The organism is Neisseria animalis, assembly GCF_900636515.1.
Taxonomy (GTDB): domain Bacteria; phylum Pseudomonadota; class Gammaproteobacteria; order Burkholderiales; family Neisseriaceae; genus Neisseria; species Neisseria animalis.
This window is the reverse complement of record NZ_LR134287.1, coordinates 1,128,190-1,150,848: the sequence shown is the minus strand read 5'-3', so window position 1 is coordinate 1,150,848 and position 22,659 is coordinate 1,128,190. Positions and strand designations below refer to the sequence as shown.

Here is a 22,659-nt window from a genome sequence, read left to right as displayed (position 1 = left end):
GGACAACCCGAAGCCGTCTGCAATCCCAATTTGCAGACGGCATGAAATCAAAAGCACCGAAGCAGCGTCAAGCGTGCTTTGGTGCTTTTCAGCCATTTAAGGAAAACAGAAATGACTCCAGACTTTCAAAACTATCTCGTGCCAACCGTTGTCGAACAAAGCGGACGCGGCGAGCGCGCTTTCGATATTTATTCCCGCCTGCTCAAAGAGCGCATCATCTTTTTAGTCGGCCCGGTAAACGACCAGTCTGCCAATCTGGTGGTGGCGCAACTGCTGTTTTTGGAAAGCGAAAATCCGGATAAAGACATCTTCCTCTACATCAACTCCCCCGGCGGTTCAGTCAGCGCAGGCATGTCGATTTATGACACCATGAACTTCATCAAGCCCGATGTCTCCACCCTGTGTATGGGCATGGCCGCCAGCATGGGCGCATTCCTGCTCTCCGCCGGTGCAAAAGGAAAACACTTCTCCCTGCCAAACAGCCGCGTGATGATTCACCAGCCGCTGATCAGCGGCGGACTGTCCGGTCAGGCATCCGATATTGAAATCCATGCCAAAGAGCTGTTGAAAACCAAAGCCAAATTAAACCGTTTGATTGCCGAACATACCGGTCAGGATTTGGCAAAAGTCGAACGCGACACCGATCGCGACAACTACATGACTGCCGAAGAAGCCCAAGAATACGGCTTAATCGACCAAGTCCTCACCCAGCGCGGCGTATTAGGCAAATAATCCGCATATTGCCGCCCAAAGGCCGTCTGCAAATACCGGAAATACCCACCGGCCGTTTTGCAGACGGCCTTTTTATGCCGGTTACCTATCCAAACCGCAAAGCCTTGTAAATTCCTGCAAGAACGCTTGTCCGCACAACATCAAATTACTTATAGTCGAAATATACGGCAGCTTTCGAAAAATTCTGTCGAAACAAGCCACAGCATTTATCGCTTTCCTGCCGGAGCTTTTACCCATCCGCCAACCATAAGGAGAAAATCATGGGCAAACACCACTTTGACGCACGCCGTGAAGCACTGCTGAAAGACATCCGTGCCGTGATGGACGATATCGAAGAACTATACAGCCGCAGCAGCGAAGCCGGTTCGGAACAAGCGGAGCAGGTTAAAGCCGATTTGCAGCAAAAACTCGATGCCGCAAAAGAACGACTGTCGCAATTTGAAAGCGACATCCGCGCCAAACAGCAGCACCTCACCGAGCAGGCACGCCGCCATTATGAAGACTTGGAAGAACAAGCAGATGCATACTGGCAAGCCGGAAAAAAACAATTTGCCGAGTTCAAACAAGAAGCCGACCGCCATATTCGGGAACAAAGCTGCCGCGCCGATCAAGCAGTACGGGAGAAACCCTACCATGCCATCGGCTTGGCCGCATTAGCCGGCTTAATTGTCGGCATTCTGCTGAACCGCCGCTAAACCAACAACAACGGCTTTCACCCTCCTCATCAAATGCGATGCCTTTATGCCGTCTGAAACGCACTTTTCAGACGGCTTTTATCCAGACAACCATCACAACCGATACTTTATGAACATTCGTGAAAAAATCGACCATGCCCAAACGCTGCTCAGTCAAGGCATCAATTTATTACTGCTGAGAATGCAGATACTCAATCTGGATTTAGCCGACCAAGCCGCCAATATTTTCCGCATACTCATCGCATTGGCCGTATCGTCCGTATTGCTGCTGGCCGCACTCATCAGCCTGTTTTTCGGTCTCAACCGCCTTCTGAGCGAAACCGCAGCAATCTGGACATTTTTCAGCATTGCCGCAGCCGCACTGCTCATTATTTTCTTATTGCTCTATCGTGCGTCGAGCCTGTGGCGCAAGCAAAACAACCGCATCGCCGCCACCTTACGCGACATTCAAACCGACATTGCCTGTCTGCGTGGCAAAACAGCCGACAACACCGAAGGAAAATCAAATGTCCGCACAACGCAACAATGAGCGCGAACTGCTCGAATTGGAAATCAAACTGGCGCGCCTGCACATTACCGCCGCCCACACCCGTTACCGGCACTCCAAACTGCACCGGCCGTACAATAATTTGCCTACCGAACTGCTCTCCTTTGCCCTAAAACGCCGCCATCGTACCAAACGCCGCACACCTGCCTCGCTGCTGCTGCCGCTGTTTTGGCAACTGATACGGCTTTACTTGAAAAATAAAAAATAATAACCTTTATCACTAAAAAAATATTTGTCTTTAAATTGGAATTTGATTATAGTCGAATAAAATAAGAATGAGACAAGGCAGCGAAGCCGCAGACAGTACACATAGTACGGCAAGGCAAAGCAACGCTGTATCATTCTTATTTTAAATGACTATATTATCGCCCTGCCCGAGCCACCGTCATTGCGCCGGTGTCTTTGGGCTTTTTCATTTTTCAATAAGGACATTTACCATGAAAAAAACCATCATTGCGATGGCGCTGGCCTGTCTGCCTTTGGCAGCCGCAGCGGACACAACCCTGTACGGGCAAATCAAAAGCAGTATTTCTGCCTCACAGGTAAAAATCAAAAGTACAGACGGCATGGCAAAAAGCGCGGCCGCAACCCGTATCAACGACAATACTTCGCGTATCGGCGTTAAAGGCAGCGAAACGCTTGGCGGCGACACGAAACTGATTTGGCAGCTTGAGCAGCGTGTTTCCGTCTTGGGCGACCGACAAGGCTGGGGAACGCGTGATTCGTTTATCGGTCTGCAGGGCAAATTCGGCACCTTGCGCGCCGGCAATCTCAATAATATTTTGCATGAAATGGACGGTTTCAACCCGTGGATGGGTACGCCGAGTGCCGCCGAATTGGGTTTGAGTGCCTACCGTGGCGGTTCCCGCAGCATATCGGTACGCTACGAAAGTCCTAAATTTGCCGGTATTCATGCCGATTTACAATATGCCCCGCGCGACAACCAAAATCCGACCGACCGATACACCCATGAAAAAGCCGGCCGCGACCAATACACCGCCGGCTTGACCTATACCCGTCCGAATCATTATGCCAAACTTGCCTATACCCTGCGGAAAAACCGCGTCGGCAGTGAAGACGGTCAAGTGGCCCGTTTGGAAACCGCCTACCATGCTGATAAAGTATTCTTAGGATTGGGACTTTCCTACTCCCGCGCCAATGAAAACGCCAATACCTATTTAGGCTATTTTACAGACGGCTTCAACCGCTACAACCATCATGACATAACAGCCGACAGCCGTAAAAACGAAGCGGTTGAGTCCTTTGATGCCGCGCTGACCGCAGGTTACAACTCCGGCAATTTCCGTCCGCGCATTTCCTATGCCCACGGCCGGGCGGCTAAAGGCATGCACAGCGGTAAAACGTTGGTGGACAAATTCGATCAGCTTATTGTCGGCGGCGATTACCGCTTGAGCAAACGTACCTCCCTGCGCGGGCAGCTTGCCTATTTGCGTGTCGGCGGCAACACCCTGCTCTACACCGATGCTGCCAACCGTACCCATAAAGGAAAAATCGAGCAGACCGCCGCATCATTAGGGCTGCATCACCGCTTTTAATCCGTTTCCGCCTGCTTAACGGCAAACAAGCCGTCTGCAAAACCGTATCGCCCCATGTTTTCTTTGCGATACGTCATTTTGCAGACGGCTTTTTCCATTCAAATGATGATAATGAACCTATTGAATACCCGAACGGTTACGCATCGGGCAACAATTTACCCGGATTCATAATATTATGCGGATCGAGCTGCGCCTTAACTGCCCGCATCAAGGCGATTTCGGCAGCAGTACGCACACGCGGAATCCAATGTTTTTTAATGGTTCCGATACCGTGTTCCGCCGCTATCGTACCTTTGTGGCTTAAAATATGTTCGTAAACAATGGTATTGATTCTGTCTTCATACTCATATACTTCATTGCTCATCACATCAGGCAGGAAAGTATTGTAATGCAGACTGCCGTCGCCCAGATGCCCGAAACAGACCACGCGTATTTCGGGAAATGCCGCTTGCAAAGCAGGTTCGCACTCCCGCACAAATCCGGCAACCTCCGCAATCGGTACGGCAATATCATGCTTGATGCTTGTCCCCAAACTGCGTTGCGATGCAGAAATATTTTCACGCAACTGCCATAAATCGCGGCGCTCCTGCTCTGACTGCGCCAATACGCTGTTTTCAAAACCATGTTGGTATAAAAACTCGGCAAGATAGTCCGGCAAGCTGTCATTAGGCAGAGAGTCGGTCAACTCCATCAAAATATGCCATTCCGCGTCTACCGGTTTTGGCAGGCTACTGTAACCGGCAGAAAGCTCCAATGCAAAACGGCTGACCAGCTCAAAACTTTCCAAGCGTTCGGCAAAATGTCCCTGAACCAAACTCAGCAAACCGACCGCCGAATCGATGTCAGGCAGTCCTACCCATGCCGTTGCCGTACTTTTCGGTTGGGCAAACAGCTTCAATGTAGCCGCCGTTATCACACCGAGCGTACCCTCGCTGCCAATAAACAAATGGCGCACATCATAACCGGTCGTATTTTTATGCAAAGGCTGCAGGTGTGACACCAATTCACCATCAGGCAGCACCACTTCCAGCCCCAGCACCAAGTCCCGTGTCGTGCCGTAGCGCAACACATTCAATCCGCCGGCATTGCAGGCAATATTGCCACCGATTTGGCAAGATCCCTCACTGGCCAAACTCAGCGGAAACAACCTTCCTGCTTTCGCAGCTTCCTCCTGAACCTGCTGCAACACCATACCGGCTTCAACCGTAATACTGTTATCCGCAAGATTAATCTCCCGCAAACGGTTAAGGCGGGACAGATTCAACAGCACGCCGCCCTGCGCGACCGCCGCGCCGCACAAACCCGTATTGCCGCCTTGCGGGGTCACGGAAATTTTCCGTTCAAAACAATACCGCATGATGCGCTGCACGCTATCGACGGTCTTAGGTTTCAATACGACATCGGGCGCAGCGGTAAAACGCCGCCGCTGGTCGATAAGCAAATCAGGCGTTGCTGCAACAACTTCATCGTTATCTAGAAAAGCAGCAAATTGGGCGGATAAATCAGCATTCATGGCAAACCGGATCAGTAAAATCAGGGAAAACGGCGCAGGGCAGCAACCGACAAAATCTCATCAATTTTAAAATAATACGCACATCAGGCATATAAAGGAAACGCAATAAAACGAAACCAAACGGCAAACCGGACATCATGCAGCCCCTGCCGCAATGCCGACCGCCTTGATTTTGCAGACGGCATTCGTTTCTTATGCCGACCAAATCTGCACACCGGCAAGATATTTTGCCGTATCAGCAAAAGGCCGTCTGCAAAAATAAAAAGCAGGATACGTTTTGTATCCTGCTTTCTGCTATTCCGTTTGGAATATTATTTTGCAGCTTCAGAAGCAGCTTCTTCAGTAACGGCTTCAACAGCAGAAGCAGCAGCGCTGGCAGCTTCGGTAGCAGCAGCTTCAACAGAAGAAGCAGCGGCTTCAACAGCACCTTCTGCAGCAGAAGCAGCAGCTTCAGCAGCTTCAGTAGTCATTTCAACAGCAGAAGCAGCGGCTTCGGTAGCAGCAGAAGCGGCAGAAGCAGCAGCTTCTTGAGCTTTTTCAGCATCGCCACAAGCGGCCAGAGTCAGAGACAACAAAGCAGCAGCCAACAGAGATTTTTTCATTTTATGATACCTTTAAATCGATTTAAATAACTAAAAAATGGCCGTAAACGGCCTCTACAGTAGAAAATTCATTGCTGAATTTTCGCTATTATGCCTTAGTGGATAGGCAGATGCAACGACATCTGTTGCCGGAGTAAGAAAAAATCAATTACTTATATAGAATTATCTCCATCGGAAATTTGACCGGCTTTCGGCACAAAACACCAAAACCCTACCGACCTCCCTAAAAAATTCAGACAAATCCAATATATTTCAAACAGTTAATATTTTAAACTTTTGTAAAGAAACCGTATTCAAAGCTGACAACACCGCTTGTTATTTAATAAAATCCGCCTTGATTAAGGTTGTAAAAAAACAACAAAACGCCAAAATTTAACCTTATTTAACAAACTGACTGCTGCTTTTCTAATGCCGTCAAGATAAAACGCGAGGCAAAGCCTTGCTGTGGTAGAATACAGATGTTTTCAAGTTTCCCTTTCTCAAAGGACAAAATATGGCCATTGCTAAAAACTCTGTTGTATCGCTGCATTATGAAATGTTCGATGCCAACAACCAACTGCTGGATAAAACCGAAACGCCCATCGAATACCTCCACGGCGGCTACGACGGCATTTTCCCGCTGGTAGAAGAAGCCCTGCACGGCAAAGAAATCGGCGACACCGTAGAAGTAGCGATGTCTCCCGATGATGCGTTCGGCGAACAAGATCCCGAATTGGTGCGTATCGAAGATGTCGGCGTATTCCCTGTGGAAGTTGAAGCAGGCATGATGTTTGAGGCAGACGACCCCGAAACCGGAGAAGTCATCATCTACCGTGTAACCGATGTTGCAGACGGCAAAGCGGTTGTAGACGGAAACCACCCGCTTGCCGGCATGAAAATTCTGTTTAAAGCTACCGTAGCCGCAGTACGCGATGCTTCTGCCGAAGAAATCGCCCACGGCCATGTGCACGGCCCGCACGGACACCACCACTAAATTTGACAACAAGCCGTCTGAAAATCCGCTTGGCGTATTTTCAGACGGCTTTTGTGAATGCGTGCCGCCAATAAAGCATGAAACAAATCCCACAATCCGGATAACTTGCTGCGTTTTGTGACTTTGCACATTACCGTCGTGCACTATGCCGTCTGCAAACGGTTTCAGCACTTATTTGATACCCCTATTATTATCCCGTCAGACTTTCCACACAAACGGAAACACACAGGCAATTTCCCATGAACGGACCATCCGAACACGTTTCTTTGGAGCAACAGGCCGAACAGGCAGGCATCGCTTTGGGCTTTCACGATATCGACGGTATCTATCACCGTTCCAAACCGGAGGTTCTGCAAGCGGTTTTATCAGCACTTTCCGATGAATTTGCAGACGGCATGTTTGCATCGGTTGCCGTTGCCCGCGAGCAGCAGGAAAGCTCCGTCAACATTCCTGCTTTAAAAGGAGCTTCAGAGGCGGAATTATCCGACGAAAACGGAGCAGAACGACACCGCATTACCGTTTATCCGGACGAACAAGGCGGCTGTTGGGCAGCATTACCCCCTCTGGATGCCGGCTACTACACCCTGACGGCAAACGGCAGCGATGGTCTGTGCCGCGTCCGCCTGATTGTCGCCCCCAATACCGCATATCAACCCCGTACCCTGTCAAACGGCCGCCGCATGAACGGCATGACCGTCCAACTTTACAGCCTCCGTTCCGAACGCAACTGGGGTATCGGCGACTTTACCGACTTGGCCAATCTGATGGCATATGCAGGCAGCCGAAAACTGGACTTTATCGGCATCAACCCCCTGCACGCCCTGTTTACCGCACAACCGGCTCTGGCCAGCCCGTACAGTCCTTCTTCACGCGAATGGCTCAATCCGATTTATCTCGATGTTGCCGCCATCGGCGTGTTCCGTTACAGCGAACGCGCCAAAAGCTGGCTGGAAAGCCGAAAAGTACAGCAACGCATTGCCGCGCTTCGCATTCCCGAAACTGTTGCCTATACGGCAGTATGGGCATTCAAACGCGATGCGCTGCAACTTGCCTTTGCCGAGTTTGCCGGCGAACAGTGCGAAGAAGCCGCTCAAGAGCGTGCCGAATTTGTCCGTTTTGTTGCCGAACATTCCGGCAATTTATCCGGCTACGGCTTGTTTGAAGCACTGGACCAATATTACAGCCGTCCCGGTGTCTATGGCTGGACGGCATGGCCGTTTGAATTTCAGCAGCCTGACAGCGAAGCCGTAAAAAACTTCGCCCAAACCCACGCACACGAAATCCGCTTTTATATGTGGCTGCAATGGTTATGCGCCAAGCAGCTCGAAACCGTCAAACAAGCCGCCGCCCGACACGGCGTATCGCTGGGTATCTACGGAGATTTGGCAGTCGGCGCGGCACGCGGCAGTGCGGATACATGGCTCAACCGCAGCGGCTACTGCATGGATATGTCAGTCGGCGCACCGCCCGATCCGCTCGGCCCGTCCGGACAAAACTGGAATCTGCCGCCCCTTAACCCCACGGCACTGGAACGCAGCGGCTATGAACCGTTTATCCGGCTGATACGCGCCAATATGCGCCAATACGGCATTTTGCGTATCGATCATGTCATGGCGCTCTGCCGCCTTTGGTGGATAGTCGGCAGCCAAACCGCAGACAACGGCGCCTATGTCCATTATCACGCCGAAGCCCTGTTTGCCATCATCGCTTTGGAAAGCCGCCGCAACCGCTGTGTCGTTATCGGAGAAGATTTGGGCACCGTTCCCGACGAAGCGCGCCACCTGCTGAACCGCTATCAGATATTTTCTTATAAAGTTTTGTATTTCAGCAAAAACGAAAACGGCTTCGAGCTGCCTGACCAATATCCGGCACAATCTATTACCGTAACCAGTACCCACGATGTCGCCCCTTTATCGGGTTACTGGCCGGGGAGCGATTTGAAAATCATGCACCGTTTGGGCACCCTTGCCGGCAACGACGTTTTGCAGACGGCCTTGGCACAGCGCGAACAAGACAAGGCCAAATGGTTGGATACGCTCCGACAAACTGGCTGCCTGCCGCAGGATTTTGCCATGCCGTCCGAAATGAACAACGAACTGCTTACCGCTCTGCACCGTTACGGCGCATCAAGCAACAGCAAACTTTATGCCGTCCAACTGGAAAATCTGTTGGGTATGCATGATAATCTGAACGTACCCGGCGTTGCAGACGGCTATCCGAACTGGGCGTGCAAAATGCCGCAAACGCTGGAAAGTTTTCCCGACAACCGCCTGATGGACGAACAACTTGCGCTGATTGAGGAGATTCGCATGAATAGAAACAGTACTGCCGAACCATATCACGAAATCGATATGAAAGAGCGTGCCACCATCGACCGCCTGTTTGCTGCCGCCCACAACGATTTATTCGCCTATCTCGGCAGACACCGCATGGCCGAGGGCGGTGAGGTTGTGCGCGTACTGATTCCCGATGCCTTCTGCGTCGATATTGTCAACCGCAAGACCGGCGAAACCATCATGCCGTCTGCAAAAATCGACGAACGCGGTTTCTTTGTCGCCATGTTGCCTGAACATGCGCCCGACTACGCACTGAACGTCAAATACCATGCCGACTCTGCTCCGGTTCGCGAAGAAGACCCTTACCGCTTCGGCAGCTCGTTGCAGGATATGGATTCGTGGCTGCTGGGAGAAGGCAAACACCTGCGTCCTTACGAAACTTTCGGCGCACACTTTACCGAATCAGACGGTGTCAAAGGCGTACGTTTTGCCGTATGGGCACCCAATGCACAGCGCGTATCGGTTGTCGGCGAATTTAACCATTGGGACGGCCGCCGCCATGTGATGCGCTTCCACCGCGATACCGGTATTTGGGAAATGTTTGTGCCGGACGTCAAACTGAACGCGTTGTACAAATTTGAAATACTGGATGCCAACGGCAAGCTTCGAACCAAATCCGACCCGTATGCCTTCGGTGCGGAACTGCGCCCGACAACTGCCTCAGTGGTGCGGGGTTTGCCCGAGAAAGCAGAAGCCCCCGCATTCCGCGAACGCGCCAATGCCGTCGATGCCCCCATCAGCATTTACGAAGTACACCTCGGCTCTTGGAAACGCAATCCGGAAAACAATTACTGGCTTACCTACGAGCAGTTGGCAACCGAACTGGTATCGTATGTTAAAGACATGGGCTTTACCCATATCGAGCTGCTGCCGGTATCCGAATATCCGTTTGACGGATCTTGGGGCTATCAGGCTACCGGCCTGTACGCACCAACCAGCCGCTTCGGCTCTCCCGAAGAATTGAAAGCACTGATTAATGCCGCGCACGAAGCCGGTATCAGCGTTATTCTCGACTGGGTTGTCGGCCATTTTCCGACCGACGACCACGGCCTGAACAAATTCGACGGCACCGCATTGTACGAACACGCCGACCCGCGCGAAGGCTATCATCAGGATTGGAACACGCTGATTTACAATTTCGGCCGCAACGAAGTGAAAAACTTCCTGCAAGGCAACGCGCTGTACTGGATTGAACGCTTCGGCTTCGATGGTATCCGCGTGGATGCCGTAGCTTCGATGATTTACCGCGACTATTCGCGCAAAGACGGCGAATGGATTCCCAACCAATACGGCGGCAATGAAAATCTGGAGGCCATTTCCTTCCTCCGCGATACCAACACCATGTTGAAAAACGAAATACACGGTGTCAACGCCATTGCCGAAGAATCCACCTCGTTTGCCAATGTTACCCGCGCCGAAGGTCTGAACTTCAATTTCAAATGGAATATGGGCTGGATGAACGACACCCTGCGTTATATGCAGGAAGATCCGATCAACCGCAAATACCACCATAACAAAATGACTTTCGGCATGATGTACCAATACAGCGAAAACTTCGTATTACCGTTGTCGCACGATGAAGTGGTACACGGCAAACGCTCGCTGTTAGGCCGTATGCCGGGAGATTGCTGGCAGCAGTTTGCCAACCTGCGCGCCTACTACGGCTTTATGTACGGCTTCCCCGGCAAAAAACTGCTGTTCATGGGTGCAGAATTTGCCCAAGGCCGCGAATGGAACTTCCAAGAAGGTTTGGAATGGCATCTGCTGGAGCAGGAAGGCGGCTGGCACAAAGGTATGCAGGATTATGTGCGCGACTTGAACCACCTCTACAAAAACAATGCGCCGCTGTACCAGCTCGACCAATGGCAGGAAGGATTTGAGTGGTTGGTTGCGGATGACGGCAACAATTCGATTTTCGTCTTTGAACGCCGCGACCGCGAAGGAAACAGCATCATTGTCATCAGCAACTTCACACCGGTTGTACACGACAGTTACCGTTTCGGCGTAAAAGAAGCCGGCGTTTATACCGAAATCATGAACTCCGACCAAGAGCAGTACAAAGGCAGCGGCGTATCGGCCGGTAAGGTTATCCAAACCGAAGCCGTCGAATCGCACGGCAAAGCACAATCCTTAGCCGTAAAAATTCCACCGCTGGCCACCGTTTACCTGTATAAAAAAGCCGACAGCAAAGCCGAAGTCAAAACCGAAACCCCGGCGAAACCGGCCTCCGGCAAAATCACTCCGGCCAACAAAGCACGCTGATTGCCGTTATTGTCGGGCGTATCCGCCCATCCAGAATAACCGCTGTTTCAGAAGCCGTCTGAAGCAGCGGTTCAAACCATTTGCAGACGGCAATACTGATAAGAAAGCCAAAACATGATGACGACTGCCCTAACATGGTACATCGAAACCGGCAGCCCTTACCCGATGGGCGCCACGCTCACGGAACGCGGTGCAAACTTTACCCTGTTTTCCCACCATGCCGAAAAAGTAGAGCTGTGCCTGTTTGACGGAGCAAACGAAAGCCGTCTGCAAATGCCGGCCCGCAGCGGTTCGGTCTTTCACGGATTCGTACCCGGCGTCAAAGCGGGACAACGCTACGGTTTCCGCGTATACGGCGATAACGGCAAACCCGGCAACCGCTTCAATCCGCAAAAACTGCTCATCGACCCTTACTCAAAAAAAATAGACGGCAAACCGCACTACCGCACCCCTGAGGAAATGGCATGGTTTCATTTTGCAGACGGCAGGGACAATGCAGCCCTTGCGCCCAAAAGTATTGTGGTCGGCGCAAGCATATTCGATTGGGAAGACGACCGCCGCCCGAATACGCCGTGGCACAAAACCGTTATCTACGAAGCCCACATCAAAGGTCTGACCAAACAGTTCCCCGACTTACAGCACGCCGGCACTTACCGCGCATTGGCGGACGAACGCGTTATCTCCTACCTGAAAAACCTCGGCATTACCGCTGTCGAACTGCTGCCCCTGCATCAGCATCTGGACGAATACCACTTACAATACAGCGGCTTGTCAAACTATTGGGGTTACAACACCTACTCACACTTTGCCGTCGAACCTGATTACGCCGCGCAGGCAGAGCACGCCGACGAAGAACTGAAAACAGCCGTCAAAGCCTTACACCGTGCAGGATTGGAAGTCATTCTGGATGTCGTGTACAACCACACCGCCGATCAGGACGAACACGGGCCGATGTTGTGCCAGCGCGGCATCGATAATGCCTCATGGTATTGGACGCAGCAGGACGGCCGTTACGAAAACTGGTCCGGTTGCGGCAACACGCTTAATGTCGCACAGCGCGATGTTGCCCGCTGGGTGGCCGACAGCCTGCGCTATTGGGCAGAAACCTTCCACATCGACGGCTTCCGCTTCGATTTGGGCACCATACTCGGACGCGAACCCCAATTCCAAGCACACGGGCGTTTCCTCAACCTGCTTTATCAAGATCCCCAACTTGCCTCATGCAAACTGATTGCCGAAGCATGGGACATCGGTGCAGACGGCTATCACGTCGGCAGTTTCCCTGCCCCATTCAGCGAATGGAACGGACGTTTCCGCGACGATATGCGTGCATTCTGGGTTTGGGAAAGCGGCAATCTGGGCGCGTTTGCCGAAAGGCTTTCCGGCTCTGCCGACATCTTCGGACACAACGGCAGGCCCCCTTCAGCCTCCGTCAACTTCATCACCGCGCACGATGGTTTCACCCTTAACGACTTGGTCAGCTACAACGAAAAACACAACCATGCCAACGGCGAACACAACCGCGACGGACACAACGACAACATCAGCTACAACCACGGTGCAGAAGGCGCAACCGACGATACGGAAATCCTGACCGCCCGCGAATATACCGCCAAAGCACTGCTCGCCTCGCTGTTTTTATCCGCCGGCACCCCCATGCTGCTCGGTGGCGATGAATTCGGCAACAGCCAACAGGGCAACAACAACGGCTATTGCCAAGACAACACCTTAACATGGCTGGACTGGCCGTCTGCAAAACACCCCTTGCAAAACTATACGCAACAACTAATCAACCTGCGCGCGCAAATCCCGCTGATCGGCCTCAACCGCTGGTGGCAGGCAGACGATGTCCGCTGGCTGGACAGCTTCGGCAGCGAAATGACAGAAGAAGATTGGCACAACCGCCACAGTAAAGCCATGCAGGTTGCAATCAGCGGCGGTTGGCTGCTGTTGGTCAACGCCAAACGCCAACCCCAATCCTTCAAACTGCCCCAAGGGAATTGGCAGCTTGCCAGCACTCCCTCCGAGAAGTTTGATTACACGAAAAACGGGCTGTTTAGCGTAGAACACATGGGCATCTGGGTGTTGCAAAAACACGATACCCGACCGTAAAAATCCATCTTGCCCCTTACCATGCCGTCTGCAAAATCCACCGCTCGGGCAACTTTCGGCCACAAACCCACAGATACGGTTGTAATTGTTTTACAAACAAAATATACTTAAACAAGTTATTTAATTTCGGCTGTATTTTACAGACGGCCGAAGCGCTTCAACAAACAAAAAACTTCGCGTACCGAAGTCATTTCCAAATCAAGAAAGGCTATCATGGCTCCGAAACAACCCATCTCCGGCTACGATTATGTTATGCCGAAGCCGGATGCTGAAACCATTCGCAAGGCGATTGTTTACAAACTGATTTTCATTTTAGGCGTCGATCCCAAAGATGCAACCGAACACCAATGGCTCAACGCTGCCATGCTGGCGGCACGCGACCTGATTGCCGAAGACTTCCTCAAAACCCGCCGCGCCCACATCAACCACGGCAAGCGCATGGTTTACTATCTCTCCATGGAATTCCTGCTCGGCCGTGCCTTCGTCAACGCGCTGATTAACGAAGGTGTCTATGCCGAATTTGAAGAAGCCTTCAAACAACTGGGCAAAGAATTTGCCGACATCTGCGAAGAAGAACAAGATCCCGGCTTGGGCAACGGCGGCTTGGGCCGTCTGGCTGCCTGTTTCCTCGACTCCCTCGCCACCCTGCGTATTCCTGCAATGGGCTACGGCATCCGCTACCAATACGGTATGTTCAAGCAGGAAATTGCAGACGGCCAGCAGGTAGAGAAACCCGATTTGTGGCTCGATCAAGATTTGGCATGGCAGTTTCCGCGTCCGAACAAACAATACTCCATCAAATTCGGCGGCAGCGTACTGAATATCGGGGACAAAAAAGAATGGCACCCCAACGAAGAAGTATCCGCTTGGGCTTATGATGAAATCATTCCCGGCTACGGCGGCGAAGTTGCCAATCCGCTACGCCTGTGGACCGCGCACGCCGGCAACCTGTTCAACTTGGACGAGTTCAACAAAGGCGACTACCATTCCGCCGTCCGCGCCCAAAACAGCGACGAAAACATCTCGCGCGTACTGTACCCGAACGACTCCACCGAAAGCGGCAAAGAACTGCGCCTGAAACAGGAATATTTCCTCGTCTCCGCTTCCGTACAAGACATCATCGCACGCCACAAATGCCGCTTCCCGAATATCCGCACGCTGGCGGACGAAGTCGCCATTCACCTGAACGACACCCACCCCGTGCTGGCCATTCCCGAGCTGATGCGTATCCTGATTGATGAAGAAGGCTTGGCATGGACCGAAGCGTGGAACATGTGTTGCAAAATCTTCTCCTACACCAACCACACCCTGATGAGCGAAGCCTTGGAAACTTGGCCTGTCGAATTGATGTGCCGTCTGCTGCCGCGCCACTTGGACATCATCTACGAAATCAACGCTTATTTCCTGAACGCCCTGCGCGCCATCGGGCATTTCGACGACGAATTTGTCAGCCGCGTTTCCATCATCGACGAAAGCCACGGCCGCCGCGTCCGCATGGGCTGGCTGGCGGTTATCGGTTCGCACAAAATCAACGGCGTGGCCAAAATCCACTCCGATTTGATGGTAAACACCATTTTTGCCGACTTCGCCAAAATCTTCCCCGAACGTTTTACCAACGTAACCAACGGCGTTACCCCGCGCCGCTGGATTAACATTGCCAACCCCGCCCTGACCCGCTTCTTGGACAAACATTTGGGCGAACAAGACTGGCGTCTGCATTTGGACAACCTGACCAAACTCAACAAACTGGCAGGCAATGCCAAAGTACAGGCCGAATTTGCCGAAGTCAAAAAAACCGCCAAAGAGCGTTTGGCCAAATACATCGAAACCGAACTGGGCATCAAAGTCAACACCGAAGCCTTGTTTGACGTACAAATCAAACGTATCCACGAATACAAACGCCAAGCACTGAACGTGATGCACATCGTGGACCGTTACAACAAAATTCTGGAAAACCCTAATGCCGACTGGCAGCCGCGCGTATTCATCTTCGCCGGCAAAGCCGCCTCCGCCTACTACATGGCGAAGAAAATCATCCGCCTGATTAACGATGTCGCCAAAACCATCAATAACGACACCCGTATCCGCGATTTGATTAAAGTCGTGTACATTCCGAATTACAGCGTCAGCCTTGCCCAAATCATTATCCCTGCCGCAGACTTGCACGAGCAGATTTCATTGGCCGGTACGGAAGCATCAGGTACCAGCAACATGAAATTCGCCCTAAACGGCGCGATATGTATCGGCACGTTGGACGGTGCGAATGTCGAGATTCTCGAAAAAGTCGGTTCGGAACACTGCTACATCTTCGGCAACACCGTCGAGCAGGTAGAAGAAATCCGCCGCAACGGCTACGACCCGCTGGGTTACATGGAGCGCGACAGCGACCTGCGCCGCGTTGTCAACCAAATCAGCCAAGGCACCTTCTCACCTGAAGAGCCCGGCCGTTACAGCGATGTCCTGCAACCTTACGGCGACTTCTACCAACTGATGGCAGATTTCCGCAGCTACATCGATACCCAAGCCAAAGTCGATGTCCACTACGCCGATCAAGCCGCGTGGAGACAATCCGCATTAATCAACATCGCCAATATGGGCTTCTTCTCGTCCGACCGCTCGATTGCCGATTACTGCCGCGACATCTGGTACATCAAGCCGCTGACCGAACAGGAGCTGCCCCGTACCCACTAAGTGCAAGCAGTTCCACAGCGGATAAGCCAGCGGAGTAATCCGCCTTATCCGCTAAGGTTTGACAACCGTTAAAAGCCGTCTGCAAAATGCCCGATTTGCATATCAGAGCATTTTGCAGACGGCTTTTCGACTTATCCCCGCCTTTTATCATTTCTTTTTATAGTCATTTAAAATAAGAATGATACAGCGTTGCTTTGCCTTGCCGTACTATGTGTACTGTCTGCGGCTTCGCTGCCTTGTCTCATTCTTATTTTATTCGACTATATCATTTCTTTTCCGCCATATCCGCAGCACCTATCAAACGATATGGCCACATTCCGCCGATATTATTGAATCACACACAATAAAACAAAGCCGCAAACAGTAAAGCCCCTACGGGAATAGCCATATCGTATGTTCCGTCATCAATCATATTGTTCCCCTGCCGATTCAACTTAGTCAAAGAGTATGCCCGCCTTCCGGGTTTGATTGCCAATCCTGTTTATTTTGCTGCCGACGACAACCGGTGAAGAGACAGTTATGAGTTGGTTGGGGAAATTGACGGACGCTTGTATTTGATTGCCTTAAAATATCTCGAAAGCAAACAAGAGATATTCTTAGACTCTTTCAGGGTGATGAAAACCGAAGAACTGAAAAAGAAAATAAAGAAAAGGAAACTAGGCAGGGCTCCGCACACCTGCACACGCCCCCTTTCGGGCAGGCTGCGATAGGGAGATTCATCGCTTTTCCGGTTTCCCTTGAAGAACGATACCATGATTAAAGTCAAAACAGATAATCTTTTGTCGCACAAAACCAAATCGAATAAACTTTCCAATAGAAAACAAATATTTACCTAATTAATATAAAATAGTAACAATTATCATTTGCAATATATCAAAATGTCTGTATAATCCCATTCATCGAAACGCAGCAAGCGCAACGGAAAGAAAGGAGAAATCATGCCGGAAAACATTTTCAAGCAAATTTCCCCGGAAATTCTCCGCCTGCACCGGCAAACGCTTCATTCACTGTTGGCGACCCAAGGTTGCAGGGATTGCGAAATACATCATGCGGTATATATTACTTTAAACGGGCTTTATTATGTTTGGCTGCCTGATATGCCGTCTGCACATTTATCCCGAGCCGGTATTTTGCTGATTGAAGATGAAACTTCGCATACCCGTTTAAGCTGGATTGCCGACACCCGCCGGATTCACCGGCAAGACAATCTGTACCGGCGCATCAGTTCGGCATTGCAACGCCGTATGCTGCGCGCCAAAGAAAAGTTTCATCAAGCGGCCGACAGCCATTTGTTGGAGCTTACGCCCCGACAAGGCCGTTTGACAACGGCAGATAAGGATTTTCCGCTGTCTCCGCATGATTTGCTCAAAGCCCTTTATCCGGCGAGTCACAAGTTGGGAGAATTTGCTTTGTAACAGTTTTGGTAGTGGTTTGTGTTCCTTTTGCGCCCCTTTCCCAAGGGGCATTTTTTTTATGCTTTTCCGCCATTCAAAATGCAGACGGCCTTGTTTCGGCTGCCTTTTTTCAGTTGTCGGCAAAATCCGATATTTGCCGTCTGCACAAACCGCATACCGCAAAACCGTCGGTTTTTTACCTGATTGATTCTACCCCGTTAAGATTTTCAGACGGCATTTCATGGTTTCCAGTACAATAGGCCGTCTGCAAAACCGCATTTTCCATCAATATGCAATTACTCAAATATATCCAAGCACAAGGTTTCGGCAGCCGCAAGCAATGCCAATGGCTGATTGACAACGACTGCATCGAAATCAACGGCGAAATCCGCAACCGCGCCAAAGACGACATCAACCCTGCCGAAGTCTCTTCGCTGGTTGTGGACGGGGAAGCCGTTGTCGCCGTTCCCATGCCCTATTTCTATATTCTGCTCAACAAACCTGCCGATTACGAAACCTCACACAAGCCGCAGCATTATCCCAGCGTATTCAGCCTGTTTCCCGACCATATGCGTAACATTGAAATGCAGGCAGTCGGCCGCTTGGATGCGGATACCACTGGTGTTTTGCTGATTACCAACGACGGGCAGTTCAACCACCGCGTAACCTCGCCCAAGCACAAAGTCGCCAAGCTCTACCACGTAACCCTGAAACACGCTGCCGAACAAAGCCTGTGCGACACCTTGAAAAACGGCGTATTGCTGCACGACGACAATGAAACCGTCCGCGCCACCGAAGCCGTTTTGGAAAACCCGCACACGCTGCTAATGACGATTACCGAAGGCAAATACCATCAAGTCAAGCGTATGGTGGCCGCTGCCGGAAACCGCGTGGAACACCTCCACCGCGACCGTTTCGGCGATTGGGATACGCAAAATCTTGCAGCCGGTGAATGGAAGTTTATCGACATTTCCTGATAAAACACGCAAACTTTTCAAGCCGCCGGTTGCTCAATTTGGCCGAAAAACAGCAAAAGGCCGTCTGCAAAATACCGATTTGCCTATCGGAGCGTTTTTGCAGACGGCCTTTTGGTCTTTATAGACGATTCACACAAAATGAAATAAGGCAGCCAAGCGGCAGGCCGATTATCCGTACAGCCTGTCGCTTTACTGCCTTGCCGTATTCCGTGTAATGCGGTCATATTGTCAATAACGGTATTTCCGGCAAAACGGCCTTATGCCGCCTCACCAAACCATTTTAATTCATCGCGCAGCGCCGCCACTTCACCAATCACCATCAATGCCGGCCGAGGCGCATCTTCGGCAAGTTCCGGCAAATTTTGCAGACGGCCTGTCTGCACGCTCTGGTTCGGCAGCGTACCGTTGGAAATCACTGCTACCGGCGTATCTGCGCTTCTGCCGTATTCGACCAGCTTCTCCGCAATCACCGAAGCACGCAGCGTACCCATGTACACCACCAGCGTCTGATTGCTTAAAGCCAGCGTCCGCCAGTCCGGCTGCTCTCCATCGTGTTTGCTGTGTCCGGTAACAAACAACGCACTTTGCGCGCAATCGCGGTGTGTCAGTGGAATACCCGCATAAGCGGTTGCCCCCAACGCAGCCGTTACCCCCGGCACGATACGGTAGGGAATGCCCGCCTGACGCAATACTTGCGCTTCTTCGCCGCCCCGTCCGAACACAAACGGATCGCCGCCTTTCAAACGCACCACGCGTCTGCCTGCCTGCGCGTGTTCCACCAACAGGCGGTTGGTTTCTTCCTGCTGGACATGATGGCAGCCTGCGCGTTTTCCCACACTGATTTTTTCAGCATCTTTACGCACCGTTGCCATGATTTCGTCTGATACCAGCGCATCATAAAACACCACATCTGCCGCCTGTATCGCCTGTAAAGCGTGTACTGTCAGCAATCCGGCATCTCCCGGCCCCGCGCCCACCAGCACCACTTCGCCTTTATGCGGCGCATAGCCTGCCAACTGCGCTGCCAATTCGCTCTCGGCAGCGGCCATATCGCCTTGCGCTGCCAATGAGCTGAATCGGCTGTCAAACAGCTTCTCCCAAAAATGGCGGCGCTCTTCGGCATTACGGGTTGCCTCTTTCACACGATCGCGCCATTTTCCTGCCAGTTGCGCCATTTTTCCGGTATGCAGCGGCACCAGCATTTCGATAATCTGCCGCCATTTGCGCGCCAATACCGGAGAAGTGCCGCCGCTGGAAACTGCGATTTGAACCGGGCTGCGGTCAACCACCGCAGGAACGATAAAAGAACACAAATCAGTCGTATCGACGACATTGCAAAACGTCCCGCGCGCTTCGGCACTTTGAAAAACACGTTGGTTCAAATCACGGTCATCCGTTGCGGCAACCGCCAAGAAAACCCCGTTCAAACAATCTTCTCGAAACACACCGCCGAGCCATTCAATCCTGCCCGAATCCGACCAACTTTGAAATTGCGGATTGAGCGTTTCCGCCACCACGCGCAACACGGCTCCTACCTGCAAAAGTGCGGCAGCCTTACGCTCGGCAACCTGCCCCGCGCCAACCAGCAAAACGGCACGCCCCCGCAGATTGGCAAACATCGGATAATGGCTCATAAGGTATTCTCACTTGATATTCTGAATAAGCGCCATCTTAAATGCCGTCTGCAAAAAGCGGAAAGAATGGTTTTTGCTTACTTTAGCCGATTTGGTTATATTGCCGCCGTTTGCAGACGGCCTTCAAGGCCAGAGCCAAGCCCACACGCTGCGGCCTTCGCCTTTCAGCAGCAGCAGGGTTCGGCAGGCGGCTGCCGTATTCATGCATTCCAAACCTATGCCTTGCGCCGCCAAGTCCGCCGCGACTTTCGGATGCAAAAACTGCTGCTTTTCCCCCGTGCCGACAATAATCAGCTCCGGTTTTTCCTGCCCTTCTGCCGTCTGCAAAAAATCAGCAGCAACCAAATCAGACGGCTTCTGCTGCGTAATCTTCACGGTTTTGCCATGACACAAAGCCACGGCCTGCGTATAAAGCTGTCTGCCGATTTCAATGCGGCCCGGACGGTAAACCGCCGCTTCATCGGCACCGGCAGCAGTATTTTCTTGAATCAACATATCAAATCTATCCGTAAAAAAGGTGCAAAAACAGGTAATTTCAGGTAGGATTGGAAACTTTACTACCCACTTGCCCGCTTGACAAGTTATCCGACAACAAACACGGTAAAGGCGGATAAGATGCCCGCCGCGTTATCCGCGCCTGCACGCCGGCCAACGCCGCAACGCATCAGCAAAACAGTTTGATTAGAAAATACGGCTGACAAGGAGACACAATGAAGCCAGTAAATATCGGTATTTTAGGACTCGGCACCGTCGGCGGCGGCACCGCTGCCGTTTTGCAGGAAAATGCAACGGAAATCAGCCGCCGCTTGGGTCGCGACGTTGTGATTACCGCCGTCTGCGCCCGCGAAGAAGCAAAAGCCAAACAAATCTGCCCGAATGCCGCTTTCGAGCGCGATCCGCTCACGCTGGTTGCTCGTGAAGACGTTGATGTCGTCGTCGAACTGTTCGGCGGCACCACCGCCGCCAAAGATGCCGTGTTGGCAGCCATCGGACACGGCAAACACATCGTTACCGCCAACAAAAAACTCTTGGCCGAATACGGCAACGAAATCTTCCGGCTGGCCGAAGAAAAAAACGTGATGGTTCAGTTTGAAGCGGCGGTTGCGGGCGGTATCCCGATTATCAAAGCCCTGCGCGAGGGCTTGGCGGCCAACAACATCAAATCCATCGCCGGCATCATCAACGGTACCAGCAATTTCATCCTGTCCGAAATGCGCGAAAAAGGCAGCGCGTTTGCCGATGTTTTGAAAGAAGCGCAGGCACTGGGCTATGCCGAAGCCGATCCCACCTTCGACATCGAAGGCCACGATGCCGGCCATAAAATCACCATTATGAGTGCGCTGGCATTCGGTACGCCGATTAATTTCAATGCCTGCTATCTGGAAGGCATCAGCAAACTCGACAGCCGCGACATCCAATATGCGGAGGAATTGGGCTACCGCATCAAATTGTTGGGCATTACCCGCAAAACCGCCAAAGGCATCGAATTGCGCGTGCATCCTACCCTGATTCCGGAAAGCCGTCTGTTGGCAAACGTCAACGGTGTGATGAACGCCGTCCGCGTCAATGCCGATATGGTCGGCGAAACGCTTTACTACGGTGCGGGTGCGGGCGCATTGCCGACTGCCAGCGCAGTGGTTGCCGACATTATCGACATCGCCCGCCTGATCGGCGCGGAACGCAGCAACCGCATACCGCATCTGGCATTCCAACCCGAACAGGTTCGCGAGCAAAACCTCCTGCCGATGAGCGAAATCACCAGCAGCTACTACCTGCGCGTCCAAGCCAAAGACGAGCCGGGAACTTTGGGTAAAATTGCGAATTTGCTGGCGCACGAGGGTGTGTCCATCGAAGCGCTCATCCAAAAAGGCGTTATCGACAAAACCACCGCCGAAATCGTGATTCTCACCCACAGTACCGTTGAAAAAAACATCGTTTCCGCCATCTTTGCCATCGAAGAGCTCGAATGCGTGGAAAAACCGATTGTGATGATCCGGATGGAAAGCCTGCATGACTGACCGACAAACCAACCCGCAAACGCCGGAAGAGCAGGCCGCAAAAACCAAAAAAGCCAAAGCCAAAATCCGTACCGTCCGCATTTGGACATGGATTGTCATGTCGCTTTTAATCAGCTTTTTCTTCCTGTCGAAATGCGCCATGACCAAGCCGGAATTCAAACAAAGCGTGATTGATTCCTGCGTGAAAAACATTCCGTTTTCCGAAAAATGGCAGGCTGATTTGAAAGCGCAAGGCTTGGAAGGACAAGGCAACAAGGTAATTGCCGACTATTGCGTCTGCATGTGGGACGAGCCGCTGGAAAAATTAAGCTATCAGCAGGTTGAAAACTTCGGCAAACTCAGCGCGCAAGAGCAAGTCGATTTGCTCGGCGGTTCGGCAGCGTTTGAAGATCGCGACCGCCGCTGTGTTGCCGGTTTGAAAGCGAAATAAACGTCCGAACGTACCAAGGCCGTCTGAAAATGACCTGCGGAAATCCCGACATCCGGTTGCCGCATCTTTTCAGACGGCCTTGATTATGCCGCCGTATCCGCCCGAGACCTTTACAAAAACAGAAAATAAACGAAAACCGGCTGCGGGGGCTGGTTTGACACCCGCCCGCTTGCTTGGACTTTAGAAA

The 22,659-nt window shown here is 51.9% G+C and carries 17 protein-coding genes; 13 read left to right on the top strand and 4 right to left on the bottom strand.

What is annotated here, in order from left to right; all coding sequences use genetic code 11:
* Positions 1–111: 111 nt before the first annotated feature.
* The 5 genes from clpP to EL111_RS05395 all read left to right on the top strand — a co-directional run bounded on the left by clpP (position 112) and on the right by EL111_RS05395 (position 3,530).
* Complete coding sequence (clpP, locus tag EL111_RS05415; protein ID WP_126325842.1) at positions 112–732, top strand: ATP-dependent Clp endopeptidase proteolytic subunit ClpP; 621 nt, start codon at positions 112–114, stop codon at positions 730–732.
* 260 nt (positions 733–992) lie between these two features.
* Positions 993–1,427: an ElaB/YgaM/YqjD family protein gene (locus tag EL111_RS05410; protein WP_123796015.1), complete on the top strand. Its 435-nt coding sequence runs from the start codon at positions 993–995 to the stop codon at positions 1,425–1,427.
* 109 nt (positions 1,428–1,536) lie between these two features.
* Positions 1,537–1,956 carry a phage holin family protein gene (locus EL111_RS05405; RefSeq protein WP_123796014.1) on the top strand — a complete coding sequence of 140 codons (420 nt, stop codon included), beginning with the start codon at positions 1,537–1,539 and terminating at the stop codon, positions 1,954–1,956.
* Complete coding sequence (locus tag EL111_RS05400) at positions 1,934–2,182, top strand: hypothetical protein (protein ID WP_123796013.1); 249 nt, start codon at positions 1,934–1,936, stop codon at positions 2,180–2,182. The genes EL111_RS05405 and EL111_RS05400 overlap by 23 nt, the downstream gene beginning before the upstream one ends.
* A 229-nt stretch (positions 2,183–2,411) precedes the next feature.
* A complete protein-coding gene (locus tag EL111_RS05395) occupies positions 2,412–3,530 on the top strand; it encodes a porin (protein ID WP_123796012.1) in 1,119 nt (372 codons plus the stop codon).
* A gap of 136 nt (positions 3,531–3,666) precedes the next feature.
* Here the strand turns inward: EL111_RS05395 and EL111_RS05390 are convergent, their stop codons facing one another.
* Entirely contained in the window at positions 3,667–5,043 is a 1,377-nt protein-coding gene (locus EL111_RS05390; protein WP_123796011.1) for an FAD-binding oxidoreductase, read from the bottom strand.
* Positions 5,044–5,354: 311 nt separating this feature from the next.
* Positions 5,355–5,645 (bottom strand): hypothetical protein, encoded by a 291-nt coding sequence (locus EL111_RS05385; protein WP_123796010.1) that lies wholly within the window; start codon positions 5,643–5,645, stop codon positions 5,355–5,357.
* Positions 5,646–6,138: 493 nt separating this feature from the next.
* Between EL111_RS05385 and EL111_RS05380 the strand changes: the two genes are divergently transcribed.
* The 6 genes from EL111_RS05380 to EL111_RS05355 all read left to right on the top strand — a co-directional run bounded on the left by EL111_RS05380 (position 6,139) and on the right by EL111_RS05355 (position 18,390).
* Positions 6,139–6,618, top strand: a complete 480-nt coding sequence (locus tag EL111_RS05380) for an FKBP-type peptidyl-prolyl cis-trans isomerase (protein WP_123796009.1) — start codon at positions 6,139–6,141, stop codon at positions 6,616–6,618.
* Between the two features lie 239 nt (positions 6,619–6,857).
* The gene (glgB, locus tag EL111_RS05375) at positions 6,858–11,216 is read left to right on the top strand and encodes a 1,4-alpha-glucan branching protein GlgB (RefSeq protein WP_123796008.1); all 4,359 of its coding nucleotides are present in this window, start codon (positions 6,858–6,860) and stop codon (positions 11,214–11,216) included.
* A gap of 114 nt (positions 11,217–11,330) precedes the next feature.
* Positions 11,331–13,328 carry a glycogen debranching protein GlgX gene (glgX, locus tag EL111_RS05370; protein ID WP_123796007.1) on the top strand — a complete coding sequence of 666 codons (1,998 nt, stop codon included), beginning with the start codon at positions 11,331–11,333 and terminating at the stop codon, positions 13,326–13,328.
* Between the two features lie 213 nt (positions 13,329–13,541).
* Positions 13,542–16,019, top strand: coding sequence for a glycogen/starch/alpha-glucan phosphorylase (locus tag EL111_RS05365; protein ID WP_415064960.1), 2,478 nt, complete (start codon positions 13,542–13,544; stop codon positions 16,017–16,019).
* A 938-nt stretch (positions 16,020–16,957) separates the two neighbouring features.
* The gene (locus EL111_RS05360) at positions 16,958–17,434 is read left to right on the top strand and encodes an NGO0322 family iron-responsive protein (RefSeq protein WP_123796005.1); all 477 of its coding nucleotides are present in this window, start codon (positions 16,958–16,960) and stop codon (positions 17,432–17,434) included.
* A gap of 269 nt (positions 17,435–17,703) precedes the next feature.
* Complete coding sequence (locus tag EL111_RS05355; protein ID WP_123796004.1) at positions 17,704–18,390, top strand: 16S rRNA pseudouridine(516) synthase; 687 nt, start codon at positions 17,704–17,706, stop codon at positions 18,388–18,390.
* Positions 18,391–18,647: 257 nt separating this feature from the next.
* Here EL111_RS05355 and cysG read toward each other — a convergent pair whose 3' ends face one another.
* Together cysG and EL111_RS05345 are read right to left on the bottom strand one after the other, a co-directional pair.
* The gene (cysG, locus tag EL111_RS05350) at positions 18,648–20,024 is read right to left on the bottom strand and encodes a siroheme synthase CysG (protein WP_123796003.1); all 1,377 of its coding nucleotides are present in this window, start codon (positions 20,022–20,024) and stop codon (positions 18,648–18,650) included.
* Between the two features lie 123 nt (positions 20,025–20,147).
* The gene (locus EL111_RS05345; protein ID WP_123796002.1) at positions 20,148–20,519 is read right to left on the bottom strand and encodes an Mth938-like domain-containing protein; all 372 of its coding nucleotides are present in this window, start codon (positions 20,517–20,519) and stop codon (positions 20,148–20,150) included.
* A 215-nt stretch (positions 20,520–20,734) separates the two neighbouring features.
* On the opposite strand from EL111_RS05345, the gene EL111_RS05340 reads away from it, so the two are divergent.
* Both EL111_RS05340 and EL111_RS05335 read left to right on the top strand, forming a co-directional pair.
* A complete protein-coding gene (locus tag EL111_RS05340) occupies positions 20,735–22,042 on the top strand; it encodes a homoserine dehydrogenase (RefSeq protein WP_123796001.1) in 1,308 nt (435 codons plus the stop codon).
* The gene (locus EL111_RS05335; protein WP_123796000.1) at positions 22,035–22,472 is read left to right on the top strand and encodes a hypothetical protein; all 438 of its coding nucleotides are present in this window, start codon (positions 22,035–22,037) and stop codon (positions 22,470–22,472) included. Before EL111_RS05340 ends, EL111_RS05335 begins: the two co-directional genes overlap by 8 nt.
* Positions 22,473–22,659 lie beyond the last annotated feature (187 nt).